16 protein-coding genes are annotated in these 23499 nt (G+C 68.9%); 10 read left to right on the top strand and 6 right to left on the bottom strand.

The window, feature by feature from the left end; genetic code table 11:
* The first annotated feature begins 325 nt into the window (after positions 1-325).
* Positions 326-2395, top strand: a complete 2070-nt coding sequence (locus EAH76_RS18705; protein ID WP_140851795.1) for a M13 family metallopeptidase — start codon at positions 326-328, stop codon at positions 2393-2395.
* 114 nt (positions 2396-2509) lie between these two features.
* On the opposite strand, the gene EAH76_RS18700 is transcribed toward EAH76_RS18705, so the two are convergent.
* The 4 genes from EAH76_RS18700 to EAH76_RS18685 all read right to left on the bottom strand — a co-directional run bounded on the left by EAH76_RS18700 (position 2510) and on the right by EAH76_RS18685 (position 9455).
* Positions 2510-3517, bottom strand: coding sequence for a serine hydrolase domain-containing protein (locus EAH76_RS18700; protein WP_140851794.1), 1008 nt, complete (start codon positions 3515-3517; stop codon positions 2510-2512).
* Positions 3514-5010 (bottom strand): permease, encoded by a 1497-nt coding sequence (locus EAH76_RS18695; RefSeq protein ID WP_241659787.1) that lies wholly within the window; start codon positions 5008-5010, stop codon positions 3514-3516. Before EAH76_RS18695 ends, EAH76_RS18700 begins: the two co-directional genes overlap by 4 nt.
* 135 nt (positions 5011-5145) lie before the next feature.
* The gene (locus EAH76_RS18690) at positions 5146-6402 is read right to left on the bottom strand and encodes a dipeptidase (RefSeq protein WP_140851793.1); all 1257 of its coding nucleotides are present in this window, start codon (positions 6400-6402) and stop codon (positions 5146-5148) included.
* The gene (locus EAH76_RS18685) at positions 6399-9455 is read right to left on the bottom strand and encodes a TonB-dependent receptor plug domain-containing protein (protein WP_241659786.1); all 3057 of its coding nucleotides are present in this window, start codon (positions 9453-9455) and stop codon (positions 6399-6401) included. Before EAH76_RS18685 ends, EAH76_RS18690 begins: the two co-directional genes overlap by 4 nt.
* A gap of 296 nt (positions 9456-9751) precedes the next feature.
* Here EAH76_RS18685 and EAH76_RS18680 point away from each other — a divergent pair, with 296 nt between their 5' ends.
* The 7 genes from EAH76_RS18680 (at position 9752) to EAH76_RS18650 (ending at position 19349) form a co-directional block, all read left to right on the top strand.
* Positions 9752-12133 (top strand): penicillin acylase family protein, encoded by a 2382-nt coding sequence (locus EAH76_RS18680; RefSeq protein ID WP_140851792.1) that lies wholly within the window; start codon positions 9752-9754, stop codon positions 12131-12133.
* Positions 12130-13710, top strand: coding sequence for an N-acyl-D-amino-acid deacylase family protein (locus tag EAH76_RS18675; RefSeq protein WP_140851791.1), 1581 nt, complete (start codon positions 12130-12132; stop codon positions 13708-13710). Before EAH76_RS18680 ends, EAH76_RS18675 begins: the two co-directional genes overlap by 4 nt.
* A gap of 92 nt (positions 13711-13802) precedes the next feature.
* Positions 13803-14840, top strand: a complete 1038-nt coding sequence (dgcN, locus tag EAH76_RS18670) for an N-acetyltransferase DgcN (protein ID WP_140851790.1) — start codon at positions 13803-13805, stop codon at positions 14838-14840.
* Positions 14798-15790, top strand: a complete 993-nt coding sequence (gene dgcA / locus EAH76_RS18665; RefSeq protein WP_140851789.1) for an N-acetyl-D-Glu racemase DgcA — start codon at positions 14798-14800, stop codon at positions 15788-15790. Before dgcN ends, dgcA begins: the two co-directional genes overlap by 43 nt.
* Entirely contained in the window at positions 15787-17034 is a 1248-nt protein-coding gene (locus tag EAH76_RS18660; protein WP_140851788.1) for a dicarboxylate/amino acid:cation symporter, read from the top strand. The genes dgcA and EAH76_RS18660 overlap by 4 nt, the downstream gene beginning before the upstream one ends.
* Before the next feature lie 12 nt (positions 17035-17046).
* On the top strand, positions 17047-17931 hold the full coding sequence (locus EAH76_RS18655; protein ID WP_140851787.1) for a LysR family transcriptional regulator: 885 nt from the start codon (positions 17047-17049) through the stop codon (positions 17929-17931).
* A complete protein-coding gene (locus EAH76_RS18650) occupies positions 17928-19349 on the top strand; it encodes a D-alanyl-D-alanine carboxypeptidase/D-alanyl-D-alanine-endopeptidase (RefSeq protein WP_140851786.1) in 1422 nt (473 codons plus the stop codon). Before EAH76_RS18655 ends, EAH76_RS18650 begins: the two co-directional genes overlap by 4 nt.
* Before the next feature lie 19 nt (positions 19350-19368).
* Here the strand turns inward: EAH76_RS18650 and EAH76_RS18645 are convergent, their stop codons facing one another.
* The gene (locus EAH76_RS18645; protein ID WP_140851908.1) at positions 19369-20097 is read right to left on the bottom strand and encodes a GntR family transcriptional regulator; all 729 of its coding nucleotides are present in this window, start codon (positions 20095-20097) and stop codon (positions 19369-19371) included.
* A 2-nt stretch (positions 20098-20099) separates the two neighbouring features.
* Positions 20100-20990, bottom strand: coding sequence for an N-acetylmuramic acid 6-phosphate etherase (locus EAH76_RS18640; RefSeq protein WP_140851785.1), 891 nt, complete (start codon positions 20988-20990; stop codon positions 20100-20102).
* A gap of 312 nt (positions 20991-21302) precedes the next feature.
* On the opposite strand from EAH76_RS18640, the gene EAH76_RS18635 reads away from it, so the two are divergent.
* Both EAH76_RS18635 and nagA read left to right on the top strand, forming a co-directional pair.
* Positions 21303-22355 carry an SIS domain-containing protein gene (locus tag EAH76_RS18635; RefSeq protein ID WP_241659785.1) on the top strand — a complete coding sequence of 351 codons (1053 nt, stop codon included), beginning with the start codon at positions 21303-21305 and terminating at the stop codon, positions 22353-22355.
* Positions 22352-23497 (top strand): N-acetylglucosamine-6-phosphate deacetylase, encoded by a 1146-nt coding sequence (gene nagA, locus EAH76_RS18630; protein WP_140851784.1) that lies wholly within the window; start codon positions 22352-22354, stop codon positions 23495-23497. Before EAH76_RS18635 ends, nagA begins: the two co-directional genes overlap by 4 nt.
* The last annotated feature ends 2 nt before the right edge of the window (positions 23498-23499 follow it).

Raw genomic sequence — 23499 nt, 5'->3', positions numbered from 1 at the left:
CCGCCCGATGGGACGAATGATCGGCGCGGCCGATTTACGCATGGATTTCATCGCGTTGATCCGGGCAAGAATCTTCCGATCCGGTCCTTTTTCCAGGCAGCCGGCAACTCGGCTCGCAAGGTCTGCTTTTCGGAAGAACGCACCTTTTCTGCGCGACCATCTCAGCCCGACGCACGTCGAGTCGCACACGACCGCCGCCAAAACTGCCGTCCGTGGTATCAACGGCCCGCACGGCTGCTCTTGCGCCGTATCGAGCGGGAGGTTTCCACTAGCCCGCGAGCGCGCGAACCATATAAGTCTCCTGACACCCAATTGGAGAAGATGGTTGATCAGCAAGCACCTGTCCCTCGCTGCCTTGCTCGGCGCTGTGGCGATAACCAATCCTGCGGCGAGCCAAGGGCCGCAAGCGACCGTCCCGGCGCAGACGCAGCCGGCTGCGACCGGCTACGGGACGTGGGGCTTCGATACCGCGGGCATGGATCGCAGCGTGAAGCCGGGAGACGACTGGTTTCGCTTCGTCAACGGAACCTGGGCGGCCAATACGCAAATCCCGGCCGACCGCTCGTCCTATGGCGCATTCGCCGTCTTGCGCGATCTGTCGGAGCAGCGGCTGCGCGCACTCATCAGTGGGTACAGTCCAGCCGACGCCGCACATCCGGACCGGATGAAGGCGGCGATCCTCTATGCCGGCTTCATGGACACAGCGATGGCGGAGCGGCTCGATGCGCAGCCGCTCACGCAGCGCCTCGCCCCGATCAAGGCGGCCAAATCCAAGGAGGATATCGCACGGCTGATGGGCGGTTCGCTCGGCGGCTTCGGTGCCAGTTTCTTCGCGCCGGGGGTGAATGACGACGCGAAGCAACCCGACCGCTACGCGCTCTACCTGCGCCAGTCGGGGCTCGGCCTGGGCGACCGCGACCTGTATCTCGATGCCAAGTTCGCGCCGCAAGTCGAACGCTATCGGCACTATGTCGCGCAGCTGCTGACGCTCGCCGGGTGGCCCGATGCCGATGCCGCCGCGAACGGCGTCGTCGCGATGGAGACCAAGCTGGCGAACGCGCATTGGACCCGCGCGCAGAGCCGCAATCGCGACAAGACCTATAACCCGACGACGATCGCCGAGCTCAACACCCAGGCGCAGGGCTTCCCCTGGGCGACCTTTTTCCAAGCCGCCGGAATCGCCGCCACAGACCGCGCGATCGTCGCGCAGAATACCGCCTTCCCCGGCATCGCGCGCGTCTTCGCGGAAACAGATCTGGCGACGCTCAAGGCGTGGGAGGCGTTCCGCACCGCCGATGACATCGCGCCGCTGCTGTCGAAGCGCTTCGTCGACGCCCAGTTCGATTTCCGTTCCAAGTTCCTGAATGGGCAGCCCGAGCAGCGCGAGCGCTGGAAGCGTGCCGTCGCCTTTACCGAAAACGGCGTCGGCGAAGGCATCGGTCGCGATTACGTCGCACTCTATTTCCCGCCCGAATCCAAGACGAAGATGGACCAGCTCGTCGGCAATCTGCGCGTCGCGCTCGCGGGGCGTATCCGTAACCTGGCATGGATGGGGCCGCAGACCAAGGACCAGGCGCTCGCCAAATTGCAGGGCTTCACCGTCAAGATCGGCTATCCCGAGAAATGGCGCGACTATGGTGCACTCGAGGTCAAACAGGGCGATCTGGTCGGCAATGCCGAACGCGCGCAGCGGTTCGAATGGGACTATCGCCGACGTCGCATCGGCATCCCGGTCGACAAGGCCGAGTGGGGAATGACCCCGCAAACGGTCAACGCCTATTACAATTCGGTCAAGAACGAGATCGTCTTTCCCGCGGCGATCCTGCAACCGCCCTTCTTCGATCCGAAGGCCGATGACGCCATCAATTACGGTGGCATCGGCGGCGTGATCGGCCATGAGATCAGCCATGGTTTCGACGACCAGGGTCGCAAGTCGGACGGTCGCGGCATCCTGCGCGATTGGTGGACTGCCGAGGATGCGACCAAGTTCGAGGCACAGGCAACGCGGCTGGACGGGCAATATGAAGCCTATAGCTTCGACGGGTTGCCCGGCATCCACATCAACGGTCGCGCCTCGATGGGCGAGAATATCGGCGATCTGGGCGGGGTGCTGATCTCGCTCGATGCCTATCATACAGCGCTCGGCGGCAAGCCGGCGCCGGTGGTCGACGGTTTCACCGGCGACCAGCGCTTCTTCCTGGGCTGGGGTCAGGTGTGGCGGACGTTGTTCCGCAACGAGGCGCTGCGCCAGCAGCTCGTCAGCGATCCGCATTCGCCGGGGCAGATCCGCGCGGTCAACCCGCTGCGCAACGTCGATGCCTGGTATGCGGCGTGGAAGATCGATCCGACGCAGAAGCAATATCTGGCGCCCGCCGACCGCGTTCGCATTTGGTAGACGTCGCCGACGGACGGATCGGATCATGGCGGGCGGGAGCGTGGTATGCGGTCTCGCCCGCGCATGCCGAGCGACCGGCGCTTACGCTGTGCGAGCAGCGTCAGGCCGACAGCCTCAGTCGCCCGCCGCAGCGATCACCGCATCTCCCACTGCCGGGCGCAGCGTGAAGATGCCGCTGTCGCGGTGGCGCGTGGGATGGACGCGGTTGGTGAGCAGCGTCCAGGCAAGCCCGCGGTCGAGATCGATCCACAGTCCGGTGCCGGTGAAGCCGGTATGGCCGATCGTCGCTGCCGAGCACAGCTGACCGCCCGACCAATCGGCATGGCGCACCTCCCAGCCGCAGGTGCGCGGGCCGTTGACCGGAGTGGCGATCGCCGCCAGCGCCGCGGGTGACAGTCCGCTGCCGTCGAGCACGCCGCGCGCGAAGCCGAGCACGCCGGCGACGGTGCCGAACAGCCCGGCATGCCCCGTCGCGCCACCCATCGCCGCGCAATTCTCGTCATGGACCTCGCCCTTGAGCACGCGCCCGCGCCAGGCGCAGCGCTCGGTCGCGACCGCCGGGCCGGGCGGCGGGCCGAAGGAAAGCTCCGGGCCGAGCGGCCAGTCGCGCAGCGAGGCGCCGGTGATCCGCTCGATCGCAATGCCGAGCAGGATGAAGTTGATGTCCGAATAGACCGACGGCCCGTGCCGCCATTCGCGCTGGAGCACGAAGGCGCGGAGCCGGGCGGGATCGTCGCCATAGGTGTAGATCGGCTCGACCGCAGGCAGGAAGGTGCGGTGGACCAGGCAATCGCGGAACGTCAGGCGCCGTTCGGGCGCATTGGCGATATCGTATTGGCGCAGATCGGGGATCGCGTCGGTCAGCGGGCGGTCGAGATCGATCAGGCCGCGATCGGCCAGCGCGAGGATCATGCTGGTCGTCGCGATCACCTTCGAGACCGAGGCGAGGTCGAACCAATGGTCCGGGGTCAAGGTTTCGGCCGCCGGCTCGAGCTGCGCCAAGCCCATGGTGCGCGTCGCAGTCCAGCCATCGCGGGTGACCACCCCCAGCGTCGCGCCGGGCACCTGCCCCGCCGCGACGGCGGCTGCAGCGGGCGCGAAGGCGGCGTCGATGTCGATCATACGGTCTCCTCGTCGCGCGCCCGGATGCCCGCGATAAACGGCAGGAACAGCACCGCCGCGAGGCTCAGCGTGCCCGACAGCCAGAAGAAGCCGTCATAGCCGATGCTCTTGACGATCTCCCCGCCCGCCCCCTGCAACAGCCGCGGCAACAGGAAGGCGAACCCCGACAGGAAGGCATATTGCGCGCCGGCGTAGCGCGGGTTCACCAGCAGCGAGAGATAGACGACGAAGATCGCGCCCTCCATGCCGTGCGCGAACTGATCGACCGCGGTGGCGGTGTAGATCGCCAGCCCGTTCGGCGGCACGTGCCACAGCCACACGAAGATCCAATTGCCCAGCGCCGATCCGATCGCCCCCAGCATCAGCGCGCGGCTCATCCGCAGCCGCACGGCGAGCGTCGCGCCGACCAGGACGCCCGCCATGCTCGACGGCGTCGTCACGAAGCCGTCGGCGATGCCCATCGTGGTAAGATCGTAATGTGCCGCGATCTCGAGCGGCTTGACGCCCCACAAAGTGAGCACATCGCCCATCCGGTAGAAGGTGACGAAACCGAGCAGCGGCAACACGCGATAGCCGAACCGCCAGAAGATGTTGACGTACGGCCCAAGCCAGGTCGAACGCCGCGCCCAGGCGGTCGCGGGCAACCGCACGATCCACGGCAGCGCCACCGCCATCAGCACGAACGGCACAAGGCACAGGACGAGCACCGCGACGGTCGCATTGCTCTTCGCGCTGATCCCGGCGGCGATCGCCAGCTGCAGCGCGACCCAGCCGAACCCGCCGAAAAAAGCGAGCGCGCCGAGGAGCAAGACCGCGATCGCGACCAGACCGGTCAGCAATGCCGTCGTCCGTCGGCCGACGCCGCGTGCCGCCGGTGCCAGGCTCACCAGGATCGGCAGGGGCAGCGCAGCGAGCAGCGCGACGGCGAGATAGCCCCACACCCATCCGGCCCGGTCCGCCACGGTCAACGCGACCAGCGACGAGGCCGCCATCGCGGTCCGATAGCCCCACAGATTGGCGGCAGTCAGCGGCCCCTGCTCCGCCGCCGTCGGCGCAAGCTCGACACGCCAGCCATCGGCGGCGACCTCGAGCGTGGTCGTCCAGAAGGCGAGCAGCACCGCGAGCAGCGCGACCAGCGGCAAATTGGTATCGGCCGAGGTATAGGCCATCGCCACCATCGCGGTGACGATCCCGATCTGCGCGGTGATGATCCAGCTCATCCGCTTGCCGAACACGCGCGACAAGCCGGGCACGGCGAAGGCGTCGAGCAGCGGCGCCCAGAGGAATTTGAAGGTCGGCAGCAGCGCGACCCAGCCGAAAAAGCCGATCAGCACGATGTCGAGGCCATGCTTCGCCAGCCGCGCCGAGAGCACGGTCGAGAACATGTAGAACGGCAACCCCGCCGAAAAACCGAGCAGGACGAACAGCGTCATCAACCGGAGACTGGGCTTGCCCGTCCGCGGCGGGGGGGCGGCGGTGGAAGCGGTCAACACCGGCGCTCGACCGGGGCTTCGCGGATAGGCCTCGGCACCCGCGACGATCTTTCTACCATGAACCCAAGTCCCGTATTCTTTGAAGCGCGCGCGGTACCGCGGTGGCGCACTGATCCGCCATCCCCCTGCCCCGCCCTATTTCGCACTGCGATCCGTGGCGTCGTCGGCCGGCAGATCCGCCATCGACGCAGCGACCGTCTCGGCGCGCTCCATCACGCGCAGGATGTTGCCGTCGGTCAACTTGGCGAGATCGCCGTCGCTCCACCCACGCCGCGCGAGTTCGGCGATCACCTTGGGATAGCCGTCGACGCCGTTCATCCCCTCGGGCGCAGTATTGTCGATCCCGTCGAAATCGCCGCCGAGGCCGACATGGTCGTGCCCCGCGATCTTGGCGACATGCTCGATATGATCGGCGACCGTAGCCACGGTAACGCGCGGCATCGGATGCGCGCGATCCCACTCGACGAGCGGCGCGGCGGCGCGCGGGCCGTAGACGTCGCCGGGCACCGCGAGCGACTTCGCATAGGCGGTCCGCGCCACGTCCCACTGCTTCCATGCGCCCGACAGGAAGGCGGGATAGAAATTGACCATGACGATCCCGCCATTCGCGCCGATCGCGGCGAGCAGATCGTCGGGAATGTTACGCGGCACCGGCGCCAGCGCGCGCGCCGAGGAGTGCGAGGCGATCACCGGCGCCTTCGATGCGGCCAGCGCCGCGCGCATCGTCGAATCCGCGACATGGCTGACATCGACCAACATTCCGATCCGGTTCATCTCGGCGACCACGCGCTTGCCGAACGGCGAGAGTCCGCCCGCCACCGCCTCGTCGGTCGATGAATCCGCCCATGGCAGGCTGCGGCTGTGCGTCAGCGTCATGTACCCTACGCCGAGCGCACGGTATTGGCGGAGCACCGACAGGCGTCCGTCGATCTGGTGCCCGCCCTCGACGCCGATCAGGCTCGCGGTCCGCCCGCTCGCCATGATCCGGCGTACGTCCGCGGCGGTCGTCGCGAGCGCAAGCGCGTCGGGATTGCCCGCGACCAGCCGCCGCACGACGTCGATCTGTTCGAGCGTCAGTTCGACCGCCTTGGGGCCGGTCACATCCGCCGGGATCCACACCGACCAAAACTGGCCGCCGACATGCCCCGCCTTCATTCGCGCGAGATCGGTCTGCAACGGACGCGGCAGATCCGCCCCGCCCTTGCGCGCCACCGCGACACTCCCGCCCTGATAATGCCCGATCTCCCAGGCGAGATCGTTGTGCCCGTCGATCACCGGCGCGCGTGCGAGCACGCGCTCGGCGCGCGCCGTATCCGCCGGACTTGGTACGGTCTGCGCATTGGCCGGCGCCGCGAGTGCGAACGCCAGCCCGAGGAATGCGAAATGCCTCACCGCGTCTGCACGCGGATGCCGAAGCGGAAGGCACGGCCGAGCATGTCCGAATAGGTGCTGTTCGCGGCCAGGCCCGTCTCGGGAACCAGCAGCGGTTCGCGATTGAACAGGTTGGTCACGTTGACGAAGAACTGTGCCTTCACCTTGCCGGCGACGCGGACGTTCTGCGTCACGTTGAGATCGGCATAGAACAGCCCCGACACCTGATTGTTGTCATAGGTCGGGTAGTTGGTGGTCGAGAGCGGGCAATTCGTCTGGCACTCGATGCCCGTTGCCGAATAGCGACCCGCGCTGATTCCCCGACCGACCGCGGTGATCGACGTGCTCGGCAAATCCAGCGTCACGCTGCCACGGAAATTCCAGGTCGGCGTCGTCGCCTGGCCGCTGTTGACCCCCACGGTGTTGGCGATCACCGCGCCCGGCACCCCGGTATCGAGAATGTTGTCGATGTAGCGCGTGGCCTGGCCGCGCAGCGTCAGTGCGGTCTCGCCCGAGAGCTGGGTGCGATAGCTGGTGTCGAAATCGATGCCGCGGGTGAGCTGGCTCGCCGCATTGAACGGCTGCGTGCGGATGAGCAGGTACGGCTGCCCCGGCACCGAACGCGCGGCATCCTGCGTGATCGCGTCACAGAAACGCTGCTGCCCCTGGCTGCACAGATTGACGATGTCCTGCGCGCTGAAGCTGGTGATGCCCTGCTTGATGTTGATCCGCCAATAATCGATCGAGGCATTGAAGCCCTTGAGGAAGCGCGGCGCGAGCACGGCGCCGATCGTCCAGGACGCGGCGACCTCAGGCCGCAGGTTCGGATTGCCCGTCGCGATGCCGGAATAGCTGTACGTGGCGGGGCCGTTGGCGCCATCGGCGGTGAAGGACGGATTGCGAACCGAATCGCTGTTGGCCGACCCTGCCTGATACAGTTCGTTGAGGTTGGGCGCGCGGATGTCGCGCGAGCGCACCACGCGGAAACGGATGTCGGGGATCGGCGCCCAGGTTCCGCCGAGCTTCCACGTCACCACGCCGCCCGAGGTCGAATAATCGGTCCCGCGGACCGCACCGTTGAACTCGAGCCCGAGGCCGAGCGGAACGACGGTTTCGAGATAGGCTTCCTTGACGTTGTAGCTGCCGTTGGTGGGCAGATAGTTGCCGACCGACCAGGTGTTGGTGACGGTCGGGCGGCCTTGCGCATTGACCGTGGGAATCGGCTGGAACTCCTGCGGCACATAGCCACGGATGCTTTCCTCGCGCCATTCGCCGCCGATCGCGACGCTGACATCGCCCGCCCAGGTGCGGAACGGCGACGCGCGGAAATTGACGCCAGCGGTCTTCTGCTCGGTCGTCTCGTCGCGATACGGCGAGCCGAGAACATAGGCGATCGCCGCGGAATTGGCGACGCCGACACCGAGCCGGTTGAGCGGCACGCATGCCGCATCGTTGTTGGTGGCGATGGCGTCGACGTTGATCGCGCACTGGATCGATCCGGCAGCATAGCCGCCCGAATTGCCCGCCGGCGCGACCGCGGCGTTGGTCGCGTTGGCGATCTTCGTGATGTTCTGGATGTTGCGGAGCTGCTCGCGCATGTCGGCCCGGCCATATTGGCCGTAGACATCGAACGACACGGTCTTGCCGAACACATCGAACTTGCCGTCACTGCCGATCTGGTAGCGCTGCACCTTGCGCCGGTTGTCGACGACGCGCGACGGCAGATCGACCGACGTGGTCGCCAGCGTCACGCTGCTGATCCCGGCAAGCCGCGACGCGCCGAGTGCCGCGACGAGATACGGATTGGTCGCGGAAAGGGTGATGCCGGTCTGCAGGTTCGGACCGGCGTTGAACAGGATATGCTGCCGGTTGAACGACCCTTCGGCGTAGAGCTCGATGCGATCGGTCACGTCGAAACTCGCCCGGCCGAACACGCCGTAGCGATCGTCCTGCGGATCGAGCCCGATATTGCGTCCCGAATCGTTGACCTGCCAGCTGCCGCCCTGCGTCAGTGTCGGCGCCGCGCTCCCGGTCGCCGACGGGAAGGTCAGCGCGCCATATTGGAATTGCTGCGGCTGGCCGCCGCTGCCGAAATAGACACCGCGCAGGCTGTTCGCGGCGACCCCGCTGCCCGCCACCGCCGTGCTACCGGTGATGAGACCGCCCGGCGTGGAGTTGGCCGCGCCGATCTGCCGCTTGGTGGTGATGAACTGCGGCGTCGTGCTGTTCGCGGTCCAGTTCGGATCCTGGATGCGGACATAGCCCGTCGCGTTCCACGCGCGATCGACCTGGAAGATGCCGTCGCGGTGCGCATATTCGCCCTCGACCTCGATATGCCCGCGGCCATCCGCAAAGGACGTGCCGGCGGTCAGCGCGGCCGAATAATTGTGCCCGTCGCCATATTGCGTGATGCCGTTGTCGGCGGTGAGGCGAAGCCCCTGAAACTTCTTGTCGAGGATGAAGTTGACGACGCCAGCCACGGCGTCGGAGCCGTAGGCGGCCGAGGCGCCGCCGGTGACGACCTCGACGCTCTTCACCAGCCCCTGTGGGATCGTGTTGATGTCGACCAGCCCGGTGATCGTCGATCCGACCGAGCGATGCCCGTCGACCAGCACGAGGGTGCGGACCTCGCCGAGGTTGCGCAGGTTGAGCGCGTTGATGCCGGCCTGCCCGCTCGACAGATTGAGCCGCGAATTGGCGGGCTTGGTCGATCCTGCGAGCGCGGGCTGCTGGTTGACGAAATCGGCGATGTTGTTCGACGGCGACTGGTTCTGGATCTCGGTCTGGCTCAGCACCGTCAGCGGTGTCGGCGCCAAGAAGCCGCTGCGCGCGACGCGCGAGCCCGTGACGACGACGTCCGGCCCATCCTCATCGCCGCGCGCCGCCGACTCGGTCTGTTGCACATCGACACGGTCCGTCGGTGCCGCGCCGGGCGCGGCCGTATCCCCCAAAAGCGGTGCGACCGCCTGCGATCGTACCGTCTGCGCTACGGCTGGAGTCGCCAACGCGATCGCCGCAACGCTGCACCCGAGCATCATCGCCATCCGGCGCCGAGCCTGATCGGAATTCGTCATGATTGTCCTTCCCTGACCGGACTCGCACATACGGAGCGTTTCTCGACGCTTTCCAGTAAATGCGACTTACGGTTGTTGTACCGCCGACCTCTCTGGGCCAGTTCCCCCTGCTGCGATTGGGGAAAGTGCGCGGTCTTGTGTGAGGGCGTCAAGAGCCGGATCTTCGCGCTCCCATAGCCTGCCTCTATGGGAGCCGACCATAACTCGCTGCTATGCCCTAGACCGTGCTCGATATGGGTCGGCGTGGCGCCACGGCGCTAGCCTCCCGGCGTCGCGCCAGCCATGAAAGCCAGACCATGATCAATCGCCGATCCTTTCTGCTGCGCTCGGTCGCCGCCGCCGCGATCGCGGCAGGCCCGGCCTGTCGCGCGGCCGATGCCGGCGACAAGCAAGCGAGCGTGCGCGGGCCGACCGCGCCGATCGAGATCCTCGACGACGTGTACGGCATCCCCCATATCCGTGCGCAGTCGATCCCCGATGCGTTCTTCGGCCAGGGCTATCTCGTCGCACGCGACCGGCTGTTCCAGATCGATTTCGGGCACCGCCGCGAACTCGGCCGGATGGCGGAAGCCTTCGGCGCCGACTTCGTGAAGCACGACGCGCAGGCGCGACTGTTCCATTATCGCGGCGACAGCGATGCAGAACTTCGCCGGCTTCCCGCCGACGTGCTCGCCTGCGCACGCGCCTATATCGCCGGGGTCAATGCGCGGATCGACGAGGTCACCGCCGACCCGACATTGCTTCCACTCGAATACCGTATCCTGGGCGTCGCGCCGCTCCGCTGGGACATTGCCGACCTGGTGCGCGTACGCGGCGCGGCGGCCGGCAATGCCGACGACGAAGTCCGCCGCGCGCAGCTTGCCGCACTCGGCCTGCTCGAGCTCGACGCGGTGATCGCGCCGCTGCTGCCGGCGCACCCGCTGACCGTGCCCGATGGGCTCGACGTGGCGGCAGTGTCCGACGACGATCTGGGCGTGCTGACGATCGGCCGCCTGCCGTTCGGGCCCAACACCCCGGTCGTCGATCCCGACGAGCGTTCGGGCCGGCTCGAACGCACCAATGCCGGCAGCAACGCCTGGACGATCGCGCCGGCGCGCTCGGCGACCGGGCGGCCGATCCTCGCCAACGATCCGCATCTCGGCATCGGCGGTTTCGGCCCACGCCACGTCGCGCACCTCACCGCGCCGGGGCTCGACGTGATCGGCGGCGGCGCGCCCGGCCTGCCCGGCATCATGCAGGGCCATACCGACCGGTTCGCCTTCGGCCGCACCAACTTCCATATCGACCAGGAGGATCTGTTCGTCCTCGAGCTGCATCCGACCGATCCCGGGCGCTACCGTCACGCCAACGGCTGGCAGCGCTTCACGCGCGTCGAGGTCGCGATACCGGTCAAGGGCGGCGCGGCGCAGACCGCGGTGCTGCGCTACGCGGTGCAGGGCCCGGTCGTGTCGCACGATCCGGCCAAACGGCGCGCGACCGCGCTTGCGTCGATCGCGATGCAGCCGGGCGGCGGCGGTTCGTTCTCGATGATCGCGATCAACCTGGCGCGCGATTGGGCCGGGCTGCAGGAGGCTTTCAAGCTCCATCCATCGCCGACCAATTTCCATTATGCCGATGTCGCGGGCAATACCGGCTGGCAGGCGATCGGCTTCATGCCGGTGCGCAAGCGCGGCGCCGGGCTGATGCCGGTGCCGGGCGACGGACGCTACGACTGGACCGGGTACCGCGACCATCGCGCGCTGCCGAGCGATTACAACCCCGCCAAGGGCTGGTTCGCCTCGGCCAATCAGGACAATCTGCCGCCGGACTGGCCGACCGACCGCATCCCCGCGTTCGATTTCCGCGATCCGTACCGTTACGAGCGGATTTCCGGCGTTCTCTCGCACCAGCCGCGCCATACCCTTGCCGACAGCGTCGCACTCCAGCACGACACGCTGTCCACGCCCGCCCGCCAGCTCGTCGCGCTGCTGCCGACGGCGCCTTCGGAAGCGGCGGGGCCGGCGGTGACGCTGCTGCGCGGCTGGGACTGCCGGCTCGATGCGGCGAGCGGCGCGGCGGCTTTGTTCGAGATCCTCTGGCGTGAGCTGGGGCATCGCATGCTCGCCGCGATCGTCCCCGAGCGCGCCAAGGCGATCGTCACCTCGATCGGCCCATCGGTCCTGCTCGGCCTGCTCGCCCGCCCCGACGCGCGGCTCGGCCAGGATCCGGTCGCCGCCCGCGACGCGATGTTCGACGCGGCGTTGATTGCCGCCTGGACAAGCGCGCGGGCGCAACTCGGCCCCGATCCCGCAGCGTGGCGCTGGGGGGCGCTGCATCGGCTGCGCATCCAGCATCCGCTCGCGCGCATCCCCGCGATCGCCGCCGCCTTCCCGCCGATCGAGGTCGGGCCGACGGGGGGCGACAGCTATACGGTGCAGGCGCGCTGGCTCGGCAACGGTCCGGGCTGGTCGGCGGGGGGCGGCGCGAGCTATCTGCAGGTCATCGACGTCGGCGCGTGGGACAATTCGCTGATGCTCAACCTCCCCGGCCAGTCGAACGATCCGCGCTCGCCACACTATCAGGATCAGGTCGCGAGCTGGAGCGTCGGTCAGCTCCAGCCAATGCTCTACAGCCGCGCCGCGGTCGATGCGCATTCGGTCGGCCGCCTGACCCTCACCCCGCAAGGAACCCAGCCATGAGCCGCCTGCCGATCCTCGCCGCGCTGCTGATCGTCGGCGCGGCGTCCCCAAAGGTCGACGTCGTGATCCGCGGCGGCACGATCTACACCGGCGCGGCGACACCGCCGATCGTCGGCGACGTAGAGCTTGTCGGCGACCGGATCGTCTATGTCGGCCCAGCGCGGCACACCGCGGCGGTGACGATCATCGACGCGACCGGCCAGATCGTCGCCCCCGGCCTGATCGATGCGCACACCCACCCCGACACCTATCTCCGCTCGCCCGACGCCAAGACGCGGTTGAACCTGCCCTGGCTCGCGCAAGGCGTCTCGACGATCGTCACCGGCGTCGATGGCGGCGGCACCCCCGATGTCGCGGCGGACGCGCGCAAGCTCCAGGCGAGCGGGATCGGCACCAACGTCGTCCCGTTCGTCGGCTTCGGCGCAATCCGCCAGCGCGTGCTCGGCGAAGCCGATCGCGCGCCGAACGCCGCCGAACTCGCACAGGAAAAGGCGCTTGCGGCAAATGCGATGTGCGAGGGCGCGACCGGGCTCTCGACCGGCCTGTTCTACGCTCCCCAAAGCTTCGCCACCACCGACGAGGTCGCTGCCGTCGCCGCCGAAGCGGGAAGCCGCGGCGGGATGTACGATACGCATCAGCGCGACGAATCGAACTACACGATCGGCCTGATCGCCAGCACCAAGGAAGCGATCGAGATCGGACGGCGCGCGCACATGCCGGTGCATTTCGCGCACCTCAAGGCGCTCGGTGTCGATCTGCAGGGGCATGCGCCCGAGCTGATCGCGACGATCGAGGCGGCGCGCCGCGCCGGACAGGACGTCACCGCCGACCAATATCCCTGGCTCGCCTCGGGCTCGAGCGTCGATGCGTCGCTCGTCCCGCGCTGGGCAGTCGATGGCGGCTACAAGGCGATGCTCGCGCGCTTCGCCGAGCCGGCCACGCTTGCCCGCATCAAGACCGAGATGACCGAGAACCTCCGGCGGCGCGGCGGGGCGGAATCGCTGCTGCTGACCTCCGAGGGCCAGCCGTGGACGGGCAAGACGCTCGCGCAGATGGCGACGCAGTGGGGCGTCTCGCCGATCGACGCGGCGATCCGGATCTTGAAGACGCCCGATGCGGCGGGCACCGGCCCCGCCGGGGTCGGCGTTGCCAGCTTCAACATGATCGACCGCGACGTCGATCTCATCATGCAGCAGCCGTGGGTGGTGACCAGCTCCGACGGCTCGGACGGCCACCCGCGGCAATATGCGACGATGCCGCAAAAGTATCGGCTCTATGTCGAGCAGCGCAAGGTCATCCCGCTCGCCGATTTCATCCGGCGCTCGAGCGGGCTGACCGCAGACATCTACAAGATCAATCATCGCGGCTATCTGCGCGCCGGCTATTATGCCGACGTGGTCGTGCTCGATCCCGCACGCTTCGCAGCCCGCGCCGACTACATCCATCCGCGCATCCCCAGCGTCGGGATGAGCGCGCTGTTCGTCAACGGGAAGCTCGCGCTGCGCGACAGTGCCGCAACCGGCGCGGCGGCGGGGCGCGTGCTGCTGCGTCCGCGGCCGGCCGGCTGCGGGGCATAGCCGAGGGTTATGGCGCGCCGCTCGACAAATAGTGGGCGGATCGGCGGGTATCTATACACCGGTGGCTCCCCCCTCGTTTGCGTAGGACCGCGATGATCCCCGGCCCCTTCCTCCTGTATCTCGGCCATTCCGACGACGATGTCGGCATCAAGACCTCGCGCGGGCTCGCCGCCTTCCGCCGCGACGATTGCCTGGGCGAATGGCGCCACGACGATTGCCCGCTGACGCTCGGCCTGCCGCGGATGGACGCTGCCGCCGCGCGTGCGGCCGGCGCGCGGACGCTGGTGCTCGGCATCGCCAATGCCGGCGGTCGGTTGGGCGAGGCGCTGGTCCAGGACGCGCTGCAGGCGATCGCGCAGGGGATGAACGTCGCCGCCGGGCTCCACCAGCGGCTGCGCGACGATCCCCGCCTCGTGAGCGCGGCGGCCGCGGCCGGGGTCGAACTCTTCGATGTCCGCGATCCGCGCGCGGATATCCCGGTCGGCAACGGCAAGCGGCGCGCGGGCAACCGCCTGCTCACGGTCGGGACCGATTGCTCGGTCGGCAAGATGTACGCGACGCTGGCGCTGCGCGACGCGCTCCAGCGCCGCGGCGTCGTCGCCGATTTCCGCGCGACCGGCCAGACCGGCATCCTGATCGCCGGTGACGGCGTCCCGCTCGACGCGGTCGTCGCCGATTTCATCTCGGGCGCGATCGAGACGCTGGCGCCGGCGCGCGGCGACGATGGCTGGGATCTGATCGAGGGCCAGGGCTCGCTGTTCCACCCGTCCTTCGCCGGCGTCTCGACCGGGCTGCTGCATGGCGCACAGCCCGCGGCGCTCGTCCTGTGCCACGATCCGTCGCGCACGCACATGCGCGGCCTGCCGCACTATGACCTTCCCGACCTGGCCGAATGCCTCGCCGCAAACATACAGGTCGCGCGGCTCACCAGCCCGTATGTGCGCGCGGTCGGCGTCGCGCTGAACACGGTCAAGCTCGACGAGGATGCCGCGCGGCGGCTCTGCGCCGCAACCGGCGACGCGCTCGGCCTGCCCTGCACCGATCCCTATCGCTTCGGCTCCGACCCGATCGCCGACTGGCTGCTGCAATGCTACGCACCCTCGACGCCCGCCACCACCGCTTCGGCCTGAACGCGCCCTTCCGCATCGCGCGGGGCGTCAAGACGGCGGCCGACGTCGTCACCGTCACCGTGCGCCAGGGCTCGGTCGTAGGGCGCGGCGAAGGCGTGCCCTATCCGCGCTATGGCGAGACGATCGAGGATGCGCTTTCGCAGATCGCGCAAGTTGCCGCGCGGATCGAGGCCGGCGCAAGCCGCGATGACCTGCGGACGCTTCTCGTCCCCGGCGCCGCCCGCAATGCGGTCGATTGCGCGCTCTGGGACCTAGAAGCGCGGCTCGCCGGCACCAGTGTCGCGGCGCTCGCCGGGGTGGCCCCGCCCGCGCCGGTCGCCTCGGCGATCACCATCGCGATCGACACGCCCGACGCGATGGCCGCCGTTGCCGCGCGCGCCGCTTATGTCCCGTTGCTCAAGGTCAAGGTCGACCGTACGGATGCGGCGATGCAGATCGCCGCCGTCCGTTCCGCCGCGCCTACCCCGCGCATGATTGTCGATCCCAACGAAAGCTGGACGATCGCCGAGCTCGAGCGCTGGCAGGATTTGCTCGTCGAACACCGCGTTGATCTGCTCGAACAGCCGTTGCCGGCGGGCGAGGATGCCGTGCTGGCCGGCTTCGCCAGCCGCGTGCCGCTCTGCGCGGATGAATCGCTGCATACGAGCGCCGATCTCGAGACGCTTGCCGGGCGCTACCAGTACGTCAACATCAAGCTCGACAAGACCGGCGGCCTGACCGAGGCGCTCGCGCTCGCCGACGCCGCCAAGGCACGCGGGTTCGGGCTGATGGTCGGCTGCATGGTCTGCTCCTCGCTCGGCATCGCGCCGGCGCTGCTGCTGGCCGGCGAGGCGGCGTTCGTCGATCTCGACGGTCCGCTCTGGCTTTCGGAGGACCGGCCCGGCGGCGTCACCGACCGCAACGGCGTGCTCGCCCCGCCGCAGCCCGGTTTCTGGGGGTCAGCGGCGTGAGTGTCGCGCGACGCTGGTTCGCGGTGCCGCTGTGGCAGCGGGTGATCGGCGGCCTGGTGATCGGCGTGATCCTCGGCACGCTGTGGCCCGCGGGCGCGAACGCGATCGCGATCCTCGGCGATCTGTTCGTGCGGCTGATCCGGATGCTCGTCGTACCCGTCGTGCTGGTGACGATCGCCGCGGGCATCGCCGCGCTCGGCGATCCGCGCCGGCTCGGTGAGATCGGCGGGCGGACGGTGCTGCTGTTCGCGTTCACCACGATCGTCGCGGTGACGATCGGGATGGCGACCGGGCTGCTCATCCGACCCGGTGCCGGCATCGCGCTCGCGGGCGTCGCACCGCATGCGCTGGGGGCCGCGGTTTCGCCGAGCGACCAGTTGCTTGGCATCGTCCCCGTCAACATCCTCGACGCGCTCGCCAAGGGCGACATGCTCGCGATCATCTTCACCGCCGTGCTGCTCGGAGTCGGCATGGTCGCCGCGGGCGAGGCGGGACGGCCGGTGGTCAAGCTGTTCGAGGGGCTCGCCGCGGTGCTGCTCCAGATCGTGCGGATCGTGATGGAGGTGACGCCGCTCGGCGTGCTGGCGCTGATCGCGCGCGCGGTGGCGACCAGCGGGGCGGCGGTGTTCGTCAATATCGGCGCGCTCGCGCTGTGCGTGGTGATCGCCTCGCTGGTGCAGATGCTGTTCCATGGCGCGCTGATCGCCTGGGTCGCGCGGCTCCCGGTGTTGCGCTTCTTCCGCGGCATCCTCGATGCGCTTGTCGTCGGCTTTTCGACCGCCTCCTCCTCGGCGACCTTGCCCGTCGGCCTGCGCGTGGCCGAGGACAATCTTGGCATCGCGCCCGCCGTGGCAGGCACCGTGCTGCCGCTCGGCGCGAGCATCGGCAAGGACGGGACGGCGATGTATGTCGGGCTGATGGGCCAGTTCGCGCTCCAGGCGCTCTGCATCACGCCCGATCCCGGCATGTTGCTCGTCATGCTGCTGACGGGCGCGCTCGCCGCGTTCGGGACCGCGCCGGTGCCCTCGGCCTCGCTGTTCATGCTCGCGGCGATGCTCGCGGCGGTCGGCGTCTCGCCCGAGCAGACCGCGCTGATCGTCGGGCTCGTCCTGCCGTTCGACCGCCTGCTCGACATGACGCGCACCACGCCGTCGGTCTCCGCCAACCTCACCGTCGCGACGCTGGTTGCACGTCGCACCGGCGCGCTCGACACGGCGGTGTTCCGCGGGGCGACATCGGGCTAGGATGGCGCGCTTATGAACCTGCGCCACATCGAAATCTTTCACGCCGTCTACGTCAACGGCTCGGTCAGCGCCGCCGCGCGCGCGCTAAACATCTCGCAGCCCTCGGTGTCGAAGACGCTGCGCCACGCCGAATCGCTGCTCGGTTTCGAACTGTTCCAGCGCAGCGCCGGGCGGATGGTGCCGACCGAGGACGCGCATGCGATGTTCGGCGACGTCGCCGAGATCCAGGAGCGCGTCCGCGCCTTGCGCGAGGCGGGGCGCAACCTGCGCACCGGCGGCGGCGCGACACTGCGCATCTCCGCGTTGCCGAGCCTCGCGCTGAGCGCGCTGCCGACCGCGGTCGCGCGCTTCCTCAAGACGCACCCCGACGTGCGCTTCGACCTGCAGACGACCCATCACGACGACGTGCTGCGCAAGCTGTACGAACGCGAGACCGAGATCGCGATCGGCTATCAGGCGCCGCGCGGCGCGCCCTTGGGGCAGATCTGGCTCGGCGAGGGCGAACTGGTGATGCTCTACCGCGAGGCCGAGCTGCCCGACGCGCCACCCCGGCTCGAGCTCTGCCAGCTCGCCGGCCAACCCTTCATCTCGCTCGCCGCGAGCGGGCCGATCGGCCATCTGTTCACCACCGAGGTCGAACGGCTTGGGCTCGAGCTGAACGAGATCGTCTCGGCGCGCACCTTCTACATCGCCGCCGCGCTGGTCCGCGCCGGGGTCGGGGTGACGGTGGTCGACAATCTGACCGCCGAGGCGTGTCTCGCGCCCGGGCTCGCGATGCGCCCGCTCAAGCCCTCGCTGACCTTCGACATCCATGCGATGCATTTGCTCGACCGGCCGCCGAGCGCGCTGGCGAGCGATTTCCTGGCAGTGCTCGGTACCGTGATCGAGGCGCCATGACACCATTGCTGCTCGGCCTTCTGCTTGCCGCCCCCACCGCGGCGGCGTCGCCCTCCGACGCCGTTGCGAGCGCGCTCGCTCAGGCTGGACCGGGCACGCGGATCGGGTTGGTGGTGACCGACGAGCAAGGACGCGAGATCGTAGCGATCCGCCCCGACGAGCGCTTCGTTCCCGCCTCCAACACCAAGATCTTCACGACCGCCGCCGCTTTCGCCACGCTCGACATGACGGCCGCCGATGGCGGCGGCGGGGCGGAAGTGCGGCTCGAAGGGCAAGACGCGGTGCTCGTCGGCCACGGCGATGCGCGCCTCTCGAGCGCCACGGACTGCCGGGTCGATTGCCTCGCCGAGCTCGCCCGCGCCGTCGCCGCGCGCACGCACGTCGTCCACGATGTGATCGGCGACGACAGCGCCTTTCCCGACGAGCGCTGGCCGCAAGGGATGAGCTGGAACAACCAGGCCGGCCGCTACGGCACCGCGATCTCGGCGTTGACGATCGATGACAATGTGGTCGAGCTTTCGGTCACGCCGGGCACGCAAGGGGCATCGCCCGCGATCACCGGCGATGGCTATTACCGGATCGAGAACCGCGCGATCACCGTTGCAGGCGGCAAGACCGCGCTCGAGGTCACGCGCCTGCCCGGCAGCGACACGCTGCGTATCACCGGCAGCGTCGGCACAGGCGCGGCACCACGGCCGTTGCTCGTCGGTCTCGATGATCCGGCGCACCGTGCCGCCTGGCGACTTGCCCGCTTGCTGCGCGAAAACGGCGTGCGCGTGACGGGAAGCGTGACCGTGCGCCATCGGCCTTTGTCTCCCGCGGATGATCCCGAGGTCCGCGGTGGCGCACCTGCCCCACGTCCCCCTGCCCCGCCCGCTGCGCTCGCGCGGCTCGCACCGCCGCCGCTTGGGGACGACGCTCGCCTCACCAACAAGGTAAGCCAGAACCTTCACGCCGAACTCTTCCTGCGCCGGGTCGCGGCGGCCAGCGGCAGTGGATCGGTCGCCGATGGCCGCGCCGCGGTCATCGGGATGCTGAGCGCGATCGGCGTGCCGCGCTGGCAATACGATTTTGCCGATGGATCGGGCATGTCGAGCTACAACCGCGTCACGCCCCGCGCCACCATCACCCTGCTGCGCTGGATCGCCGCGCAGCCCTGGGGCCCGGCCTGGCGCGCGACGCTGCCGGTCGGCGGTGTCGATGGCACGCTCGCCGCGCGTTTCCATGGTACGGCGCTCGACGGCCGGCTCTTCGCCAAGACCGGCTCGCTCAACGCGACCAATGCGGTATCGGGCTATCTCACCGCCGCCAGCGGGCATGTGCTGACCTTCGCCGCCTTCTGCAACGACGTTCCGGGCGACGCATCCGCCACCAAGGCGATCGACGCGGCGCTGCTTGCCGTCGCGGCGGAGCACTGAGCGTCGGTTCGCTCGCCCGCTAAACCTCGGCGAGCGGCGTCACGAACTCGTAGCGATCGCCACGATAGACCGAGCGAGTGAATTCGACGAAGCGGCCATCAGGAATCCGCGTCAGCCGCTCGATCCGCAACACTTCCGAATTCTGGCGCACGCTGAGGATCCCGGCCTCGGTCGGCGTCGCGAGCGAAGCCCGCACCCGCTGCGTCCCCGCGGTCGGGCGAAAGCCGTGCGCGTCGAGCGCCTGGTAGAGTGAATCGCCGAGCGTATCGAGATCGGGCAGAAATTCCGCCGGGATGATCGCATGCTCGATCGCGAGCGGCTCGCCCCCCGCTAGGCGGACCCGCCCGAGCCGCGCGACGCGTGCAGTTGGGCTGATCTGCAGCGCCACGGCTTCCTCCTCGGTCGGCTGCGCATAGGTCTTGTTGATCCACACCACGCCCGGCGCCTCGCCGCGCGCGCGGGTTTCGTCGCTGAAGCTGCTGAGCCTGCTGCCCGCCGCCTCGATCCGCGGCGCGACGAAGGTGCCCGAGCCCTGCTTGCGGAACAGCACGCCTTCGCCGACGAGCTGCTCGATCCCCTTCCGCACGGTCACGCGCGAGAGCTTCGCCATCTCGCTGAGATCGCGTTCGGAGGGCAGCGCGCTGCCCGGATCGATCCCGCCGCTGCTGATATGCTCGCGCAGGCTGCGCGCGAGCTGGAGGTAGAGTGGCGTCCCTTCCGCGCTCGAGGTCCAGGCAATGTCGTGCATCGTCATGCCCGCGCGCTCATGGCCTCGATCGCGCGGCGCAGATCGCCTGCGGCCGTGTCGAGCGCCGATTTGGCCTCGGCGAGCGACAGGCCAAGCGCGACGAGCACGCCAAGCCGGATGTCGTTATGCGCGGCGTCGAGCGCCTTGGACGCCGTCTCGGGATCGACCCCGGCGATCTCCGCGACCATCGTGCGCCCGCGCTGCAACAGCTTCGCGTTTGAGATCCGCATCGCAACCATCCGGCCGTCATAGACCAGCCCGCGCCGCAGCATGATCGCGGTCGAGAGGATGTTGAGGATCGCCTTCTGCGCGGTCCCCGCCTTCATCCGCGTCGATCCCGCGAGCACCTCGCTGCCCGTGACCGCGCAGATCGGATGCTCGGCGGCGTCGAGCAGCGCCGAGCCAGCATTGTTGGCGATGGCGATCGTCAGCGCGCCCGCGGCGCGTGCGGCGTCGATCGCGGCGAGCGTATAAGGCGTACGACCGCTCGCCGCGACGCCGATCACGACGTCGCTCGCGCCGACCTCGGCCGCGCCAATCTCGGCCCGCGCCGCCGCGGCATCATCCTCGGCCCCCTCATAGGCCTGGGTCAGCGCGCCGGTGCCGCCGGCCATCAGGAAGACCAGGCGCTCGATCGGCCAGCCGAAGGTCGGGTGAAGCTCCGCCCCGTCCTGCACCGCGAGCCGGCCCGACGTGCCTGCCCCGACAAAGACCAAGCGGCCCCGTTCGCCGAGCCGGGACGCTGCCGCATCGGCGGCCAGCGCGATCGCGCGCGTCTGCGATTGGATCGCGGCGATCGCGGCCATCTGGCCCTCGAGCATGGCTTCGACCGCCGCCTCGGTCGGCCAGCGGTCGAGATCGCGATACCGGGGGTCGAGTGCTTCGGTCTTCATGCGATGTCCTGATTTGACGCTGCTGTGGCGACGATGACGCGCTCCGACGATCCGAGCGCATTTCCGCTCTTGTGATGCGTTGCCATCGCCCGTCCTCCGTCCCGACACCCTCGATCGCTTTGGCTCTCGCGGATGCGCAGCGGATCGCGGAAAAGAAACACTGTGCTGCTACACATCCAAAATGTAAAGACCGGTATGGTATTGGCAGTATTGCAAGGTCACTTCTCGTCTCACAGCGACCCGGATAAATCCATTCTTCAATTCCAATCTAATGCCACTTGCGCCGGCGATCGGCACTGGTATTCTACGATCATGGCAGCTCCCCACTCCACCACGACGAAGATGGCCGAGGAAGCGCTCGAGGCGCCGGCTAAAGCATCCGAACAGCTCGCCCGCAACGCCGGTCTGATGCGCGAAGCCGGAAAGCGGTTGCGCGACCTGTCCCCGCCCTTTGCCGCCACGCTCGCGCGCGGCAGTTCGGATCAGGCGGCAGCCTTCGCCAAGTTCCTGCTCGAAACGCATGTCGCAATGCCGACGCTGAGCCACGCGCCGTCGATCGGTTCGCTCTATCGCAAGACCTCGCCGCGCTTCGACGGCGTGCCCCTCATCGCGATTTCGCAGTCGGGCCGAAGCCCTGATCTCCTCGCCGCCGCCGCAGATGCACGCCGACAAGGCGCCGTCATCGTCGCGGTGGTCAACGACGCTGCGTCGCCGCTCGCCCACCTCGCCCAGATCGTCATTCCGGTCCACGCCGGGCCCGAAACCAGTGTCGCGGCCACGAAGAGCTTCGTCTGTACGCTCGTCGCGCTCACCCATCTCGCGGCCGAATGGAGCGGTGATGAGGCGCTTCTCGCCGCCTTGGAGACGACTGGCGCGGTGCTCGAACAGGCGGCGCAGGCCAACTGGACGTCAGCCGTGCCTCTGCTCCGCGACGCACGAACGATGCTGGTGCTCGGCCGCGGGCCGACGCTGCCGATCGCGGGCGAGGCGGCGCTCAAACTCAAGGAAACCTCAGGCATTCATGCCGAGGCGTTCAGCAGCGCCGAGGTGGCGCACGGTCCGATGCGGCTGATCGGCGCTGGCGACCCGGTGCTGGTGCTCGCACCGAACGACGTCGCGCGCGAAGGTCTTGTCGAGCGGCTGGCGGAGTTCGCAGAACGCGGCGCGAACCTCGTCGTCGCCGGGCTCGAAGCCGAGCTGGTGCCGACCGCCACCGTCCTGCCCTCGCCGCGCGACGTGCATCCGGTGCTCGGCGCGATCGCGCAGATCCAGAGTTTCTACGGACTCGCCGAGGCGCTCGCGCGGGCGCGCGGGCTCGACCCGGATCATCCGCCGCACCTCAACAAGGTGACGCGCACGCTATGACCCGGATCGCGCTCACCGGCGCCCGCATCGTGCTGGCGGATCGCATCGCCGAGCAGCAGGCGTTGCTCCTCGATGGCACGCGGATCGTCGGGCTCGCCGCAAGCATTCCCGAAGGTTTCGAGCGGCACGAGCTTGGCGGCGGCTGGCTCCTCCCCGGCTTCATCGACACGCAGGTCAATGGCGGCGGCGACGTGCTGTTCAACGACGTGCCGACGCTCGCCGGGATCCGTACGATCGCCGAGGCGCATCGTCGCTATGGCACGACCGGCCTGCTGCCGACGCTGATCAGCGACCGCGCGCCGATCGTCGAGGCCGCGATCGCGGCGGGCGAAGACGCGCTCGCGGCGGGGGTGCCCGGCGTGCTCGGCGTCCATATCGAGGGGCCGCACCTCAACCCGCAGAAGAAGGGCATCCACGATCCGGCCCGCTTCAGCACGATCGATCCGGACGCGCTCGCGCGGCTGACGGCGCCCTCCCAGGGCCGCCGCATCGTCACGCTCGCGCCCGAACTGGCACCGGCCGGCGCGGTGCGCACGCTGGCCGAGGCCGGCATCCTGGTCTGCGCCGGGCATTCGCTGGCGGATTACGACCAGACCCGCGCAGCGCTGGCCGAGGGGCTGGTCGGCTTCACGCACCTGTTCAACGCGATGACGCAGTTTCTCAGCCGCGACCCCGGCATGGTCGGCGCGGCGCTCGAGGATCGCGCCAGCCATTTCGGGCTGATCGCCGACGGGCTCCACGTCCACCCCGCTGCGCTGCGCGTCGCGCTGCTGGCGCGCGGAATCGAAGGCATCATGCTGGTGACCGATGCGATGCCGCCGGTCGGCGGGCAGCGCGATCGCTTCACGCTGATGGGGCAGGAGATCACCGTCGTCGGCGGGACATGCCGCGGGCCCGACGGCACGCTCGCCGGCTCGGCGCTGACGATGGCGCAGGCATTCCGCAACGCGATCGAGCTGATGGGATGCGATATGGTCGCCGCCTCGCGCATGGCGAGCGGCACTCCCGCCGCATTCCTGCGGATCGACGATGAAACCGGCACGATCGCCCCCGGGCTGCGCGCCGATCTCGTCCATCTCGACGACGCGCGCCGGGTGACGGCCACCTGGATCGCCGGCGCGCGCGCCGATCGCGGCGAATGACG

It is taken from the genome of Sphingomonas glacialis, from assembly GCF_006439055.1.
Classification (GTDB): domain Bacteria; phylum Pseudomonadota; class Alphaproteobacteria; order Sphingomonadales; family Sphingomonadaceae; genus Sphingomonas; species Sphingomonas glacialis_A.
Note: the sequence above shows the minus strand (reverse complement) of the source record. Positions and strands in the feature narration are given on the sequence as shown.

Bases quoted from the DNA above. Each gene is read 5' to 3' on its own strand.
- EAH76_RS18700 (WP_140851794.1), bottom strand. From the start codon at position 3,517: ATGATCGACATCGACGCCGCCTTCGCGCCCGCTGCAGCCGCCGTCGCG.
- EAH76_RS18685 (WP_241659786.1), bottom strand. From the start codon at position 9,455: ATGACGAATTCCGATCAGGCTCGGCGCCGGATGGCGATGATGCTCGGG.
- EAH76_RS18680 (WP_140851792.1), top strand. From the start codon at position 9,752: ATGATCAATCGCCGATCCTTTCTGCTGCGCTCGGTCGCCGCCGCCGCG.
- EAH76_RS18675 (WP_140851791.1), top strand. From the start codon at position 12,130: ATGAGCCGCCTGCCGATCCTCGCCGCGCTGCTGATCGTCGGCGCGGCG.
- dgcN (WP_140851790.1), top strand. From the start codon at position 13,803: ATGATCCCCGGCCCCTTCCTCCTGTATCTCGGCCATTCCGACGACGAT.
- dgcA (WP_140851789.1), top strand. From the start codon at position 14,798: ATGCTACGCACCCTCGACGCCCGCCACCACCGCTTCGGCCTGAACGCG.
- EAH76_RS18655 (WP_140851787.1), top strand. From the start codon at position 17,047: ATGAACCTGCGCCACATCGAAATCTTTCACGCCGTCTACGTCAACGGC.
- EAH76_RS18650 (WP_140851786.1), top strand. From the start codon at position 17,928: ATGACACCATTGCTGCTCGGCCTTCTGCTTGCCGCCCCCACCGCGGCG.
- EAH76_RS18645 (WP_140851908.1), bottom strand. From the start codon at position 20,097: ATGCACGACATTGCCTGGACCTCGAGCGCGGAAGGGACGCCACTCTAC.
- EAH76_RS18640 (WP_140851785.1), bottom strand. From the start codon at position 20,990: ATGAAGACCGAAGCACTCGACCCCCGGTATCGCGATCTCGACCGCTGG.
- EAH76_RS18635 (WP_241659785.1), top strand. From the start codon at position 21,303: ATGGCAGCTCCCCACTCCACCACGACGAAGATGGCCGAGGAAGCGCTC.
- nagA (WP_140851784.1), top strand. From the start codon at position 22,352: ATGACCCGGATCGCGCTCACCGGCGCCCGCATCGTGCTGGCGGATCGC.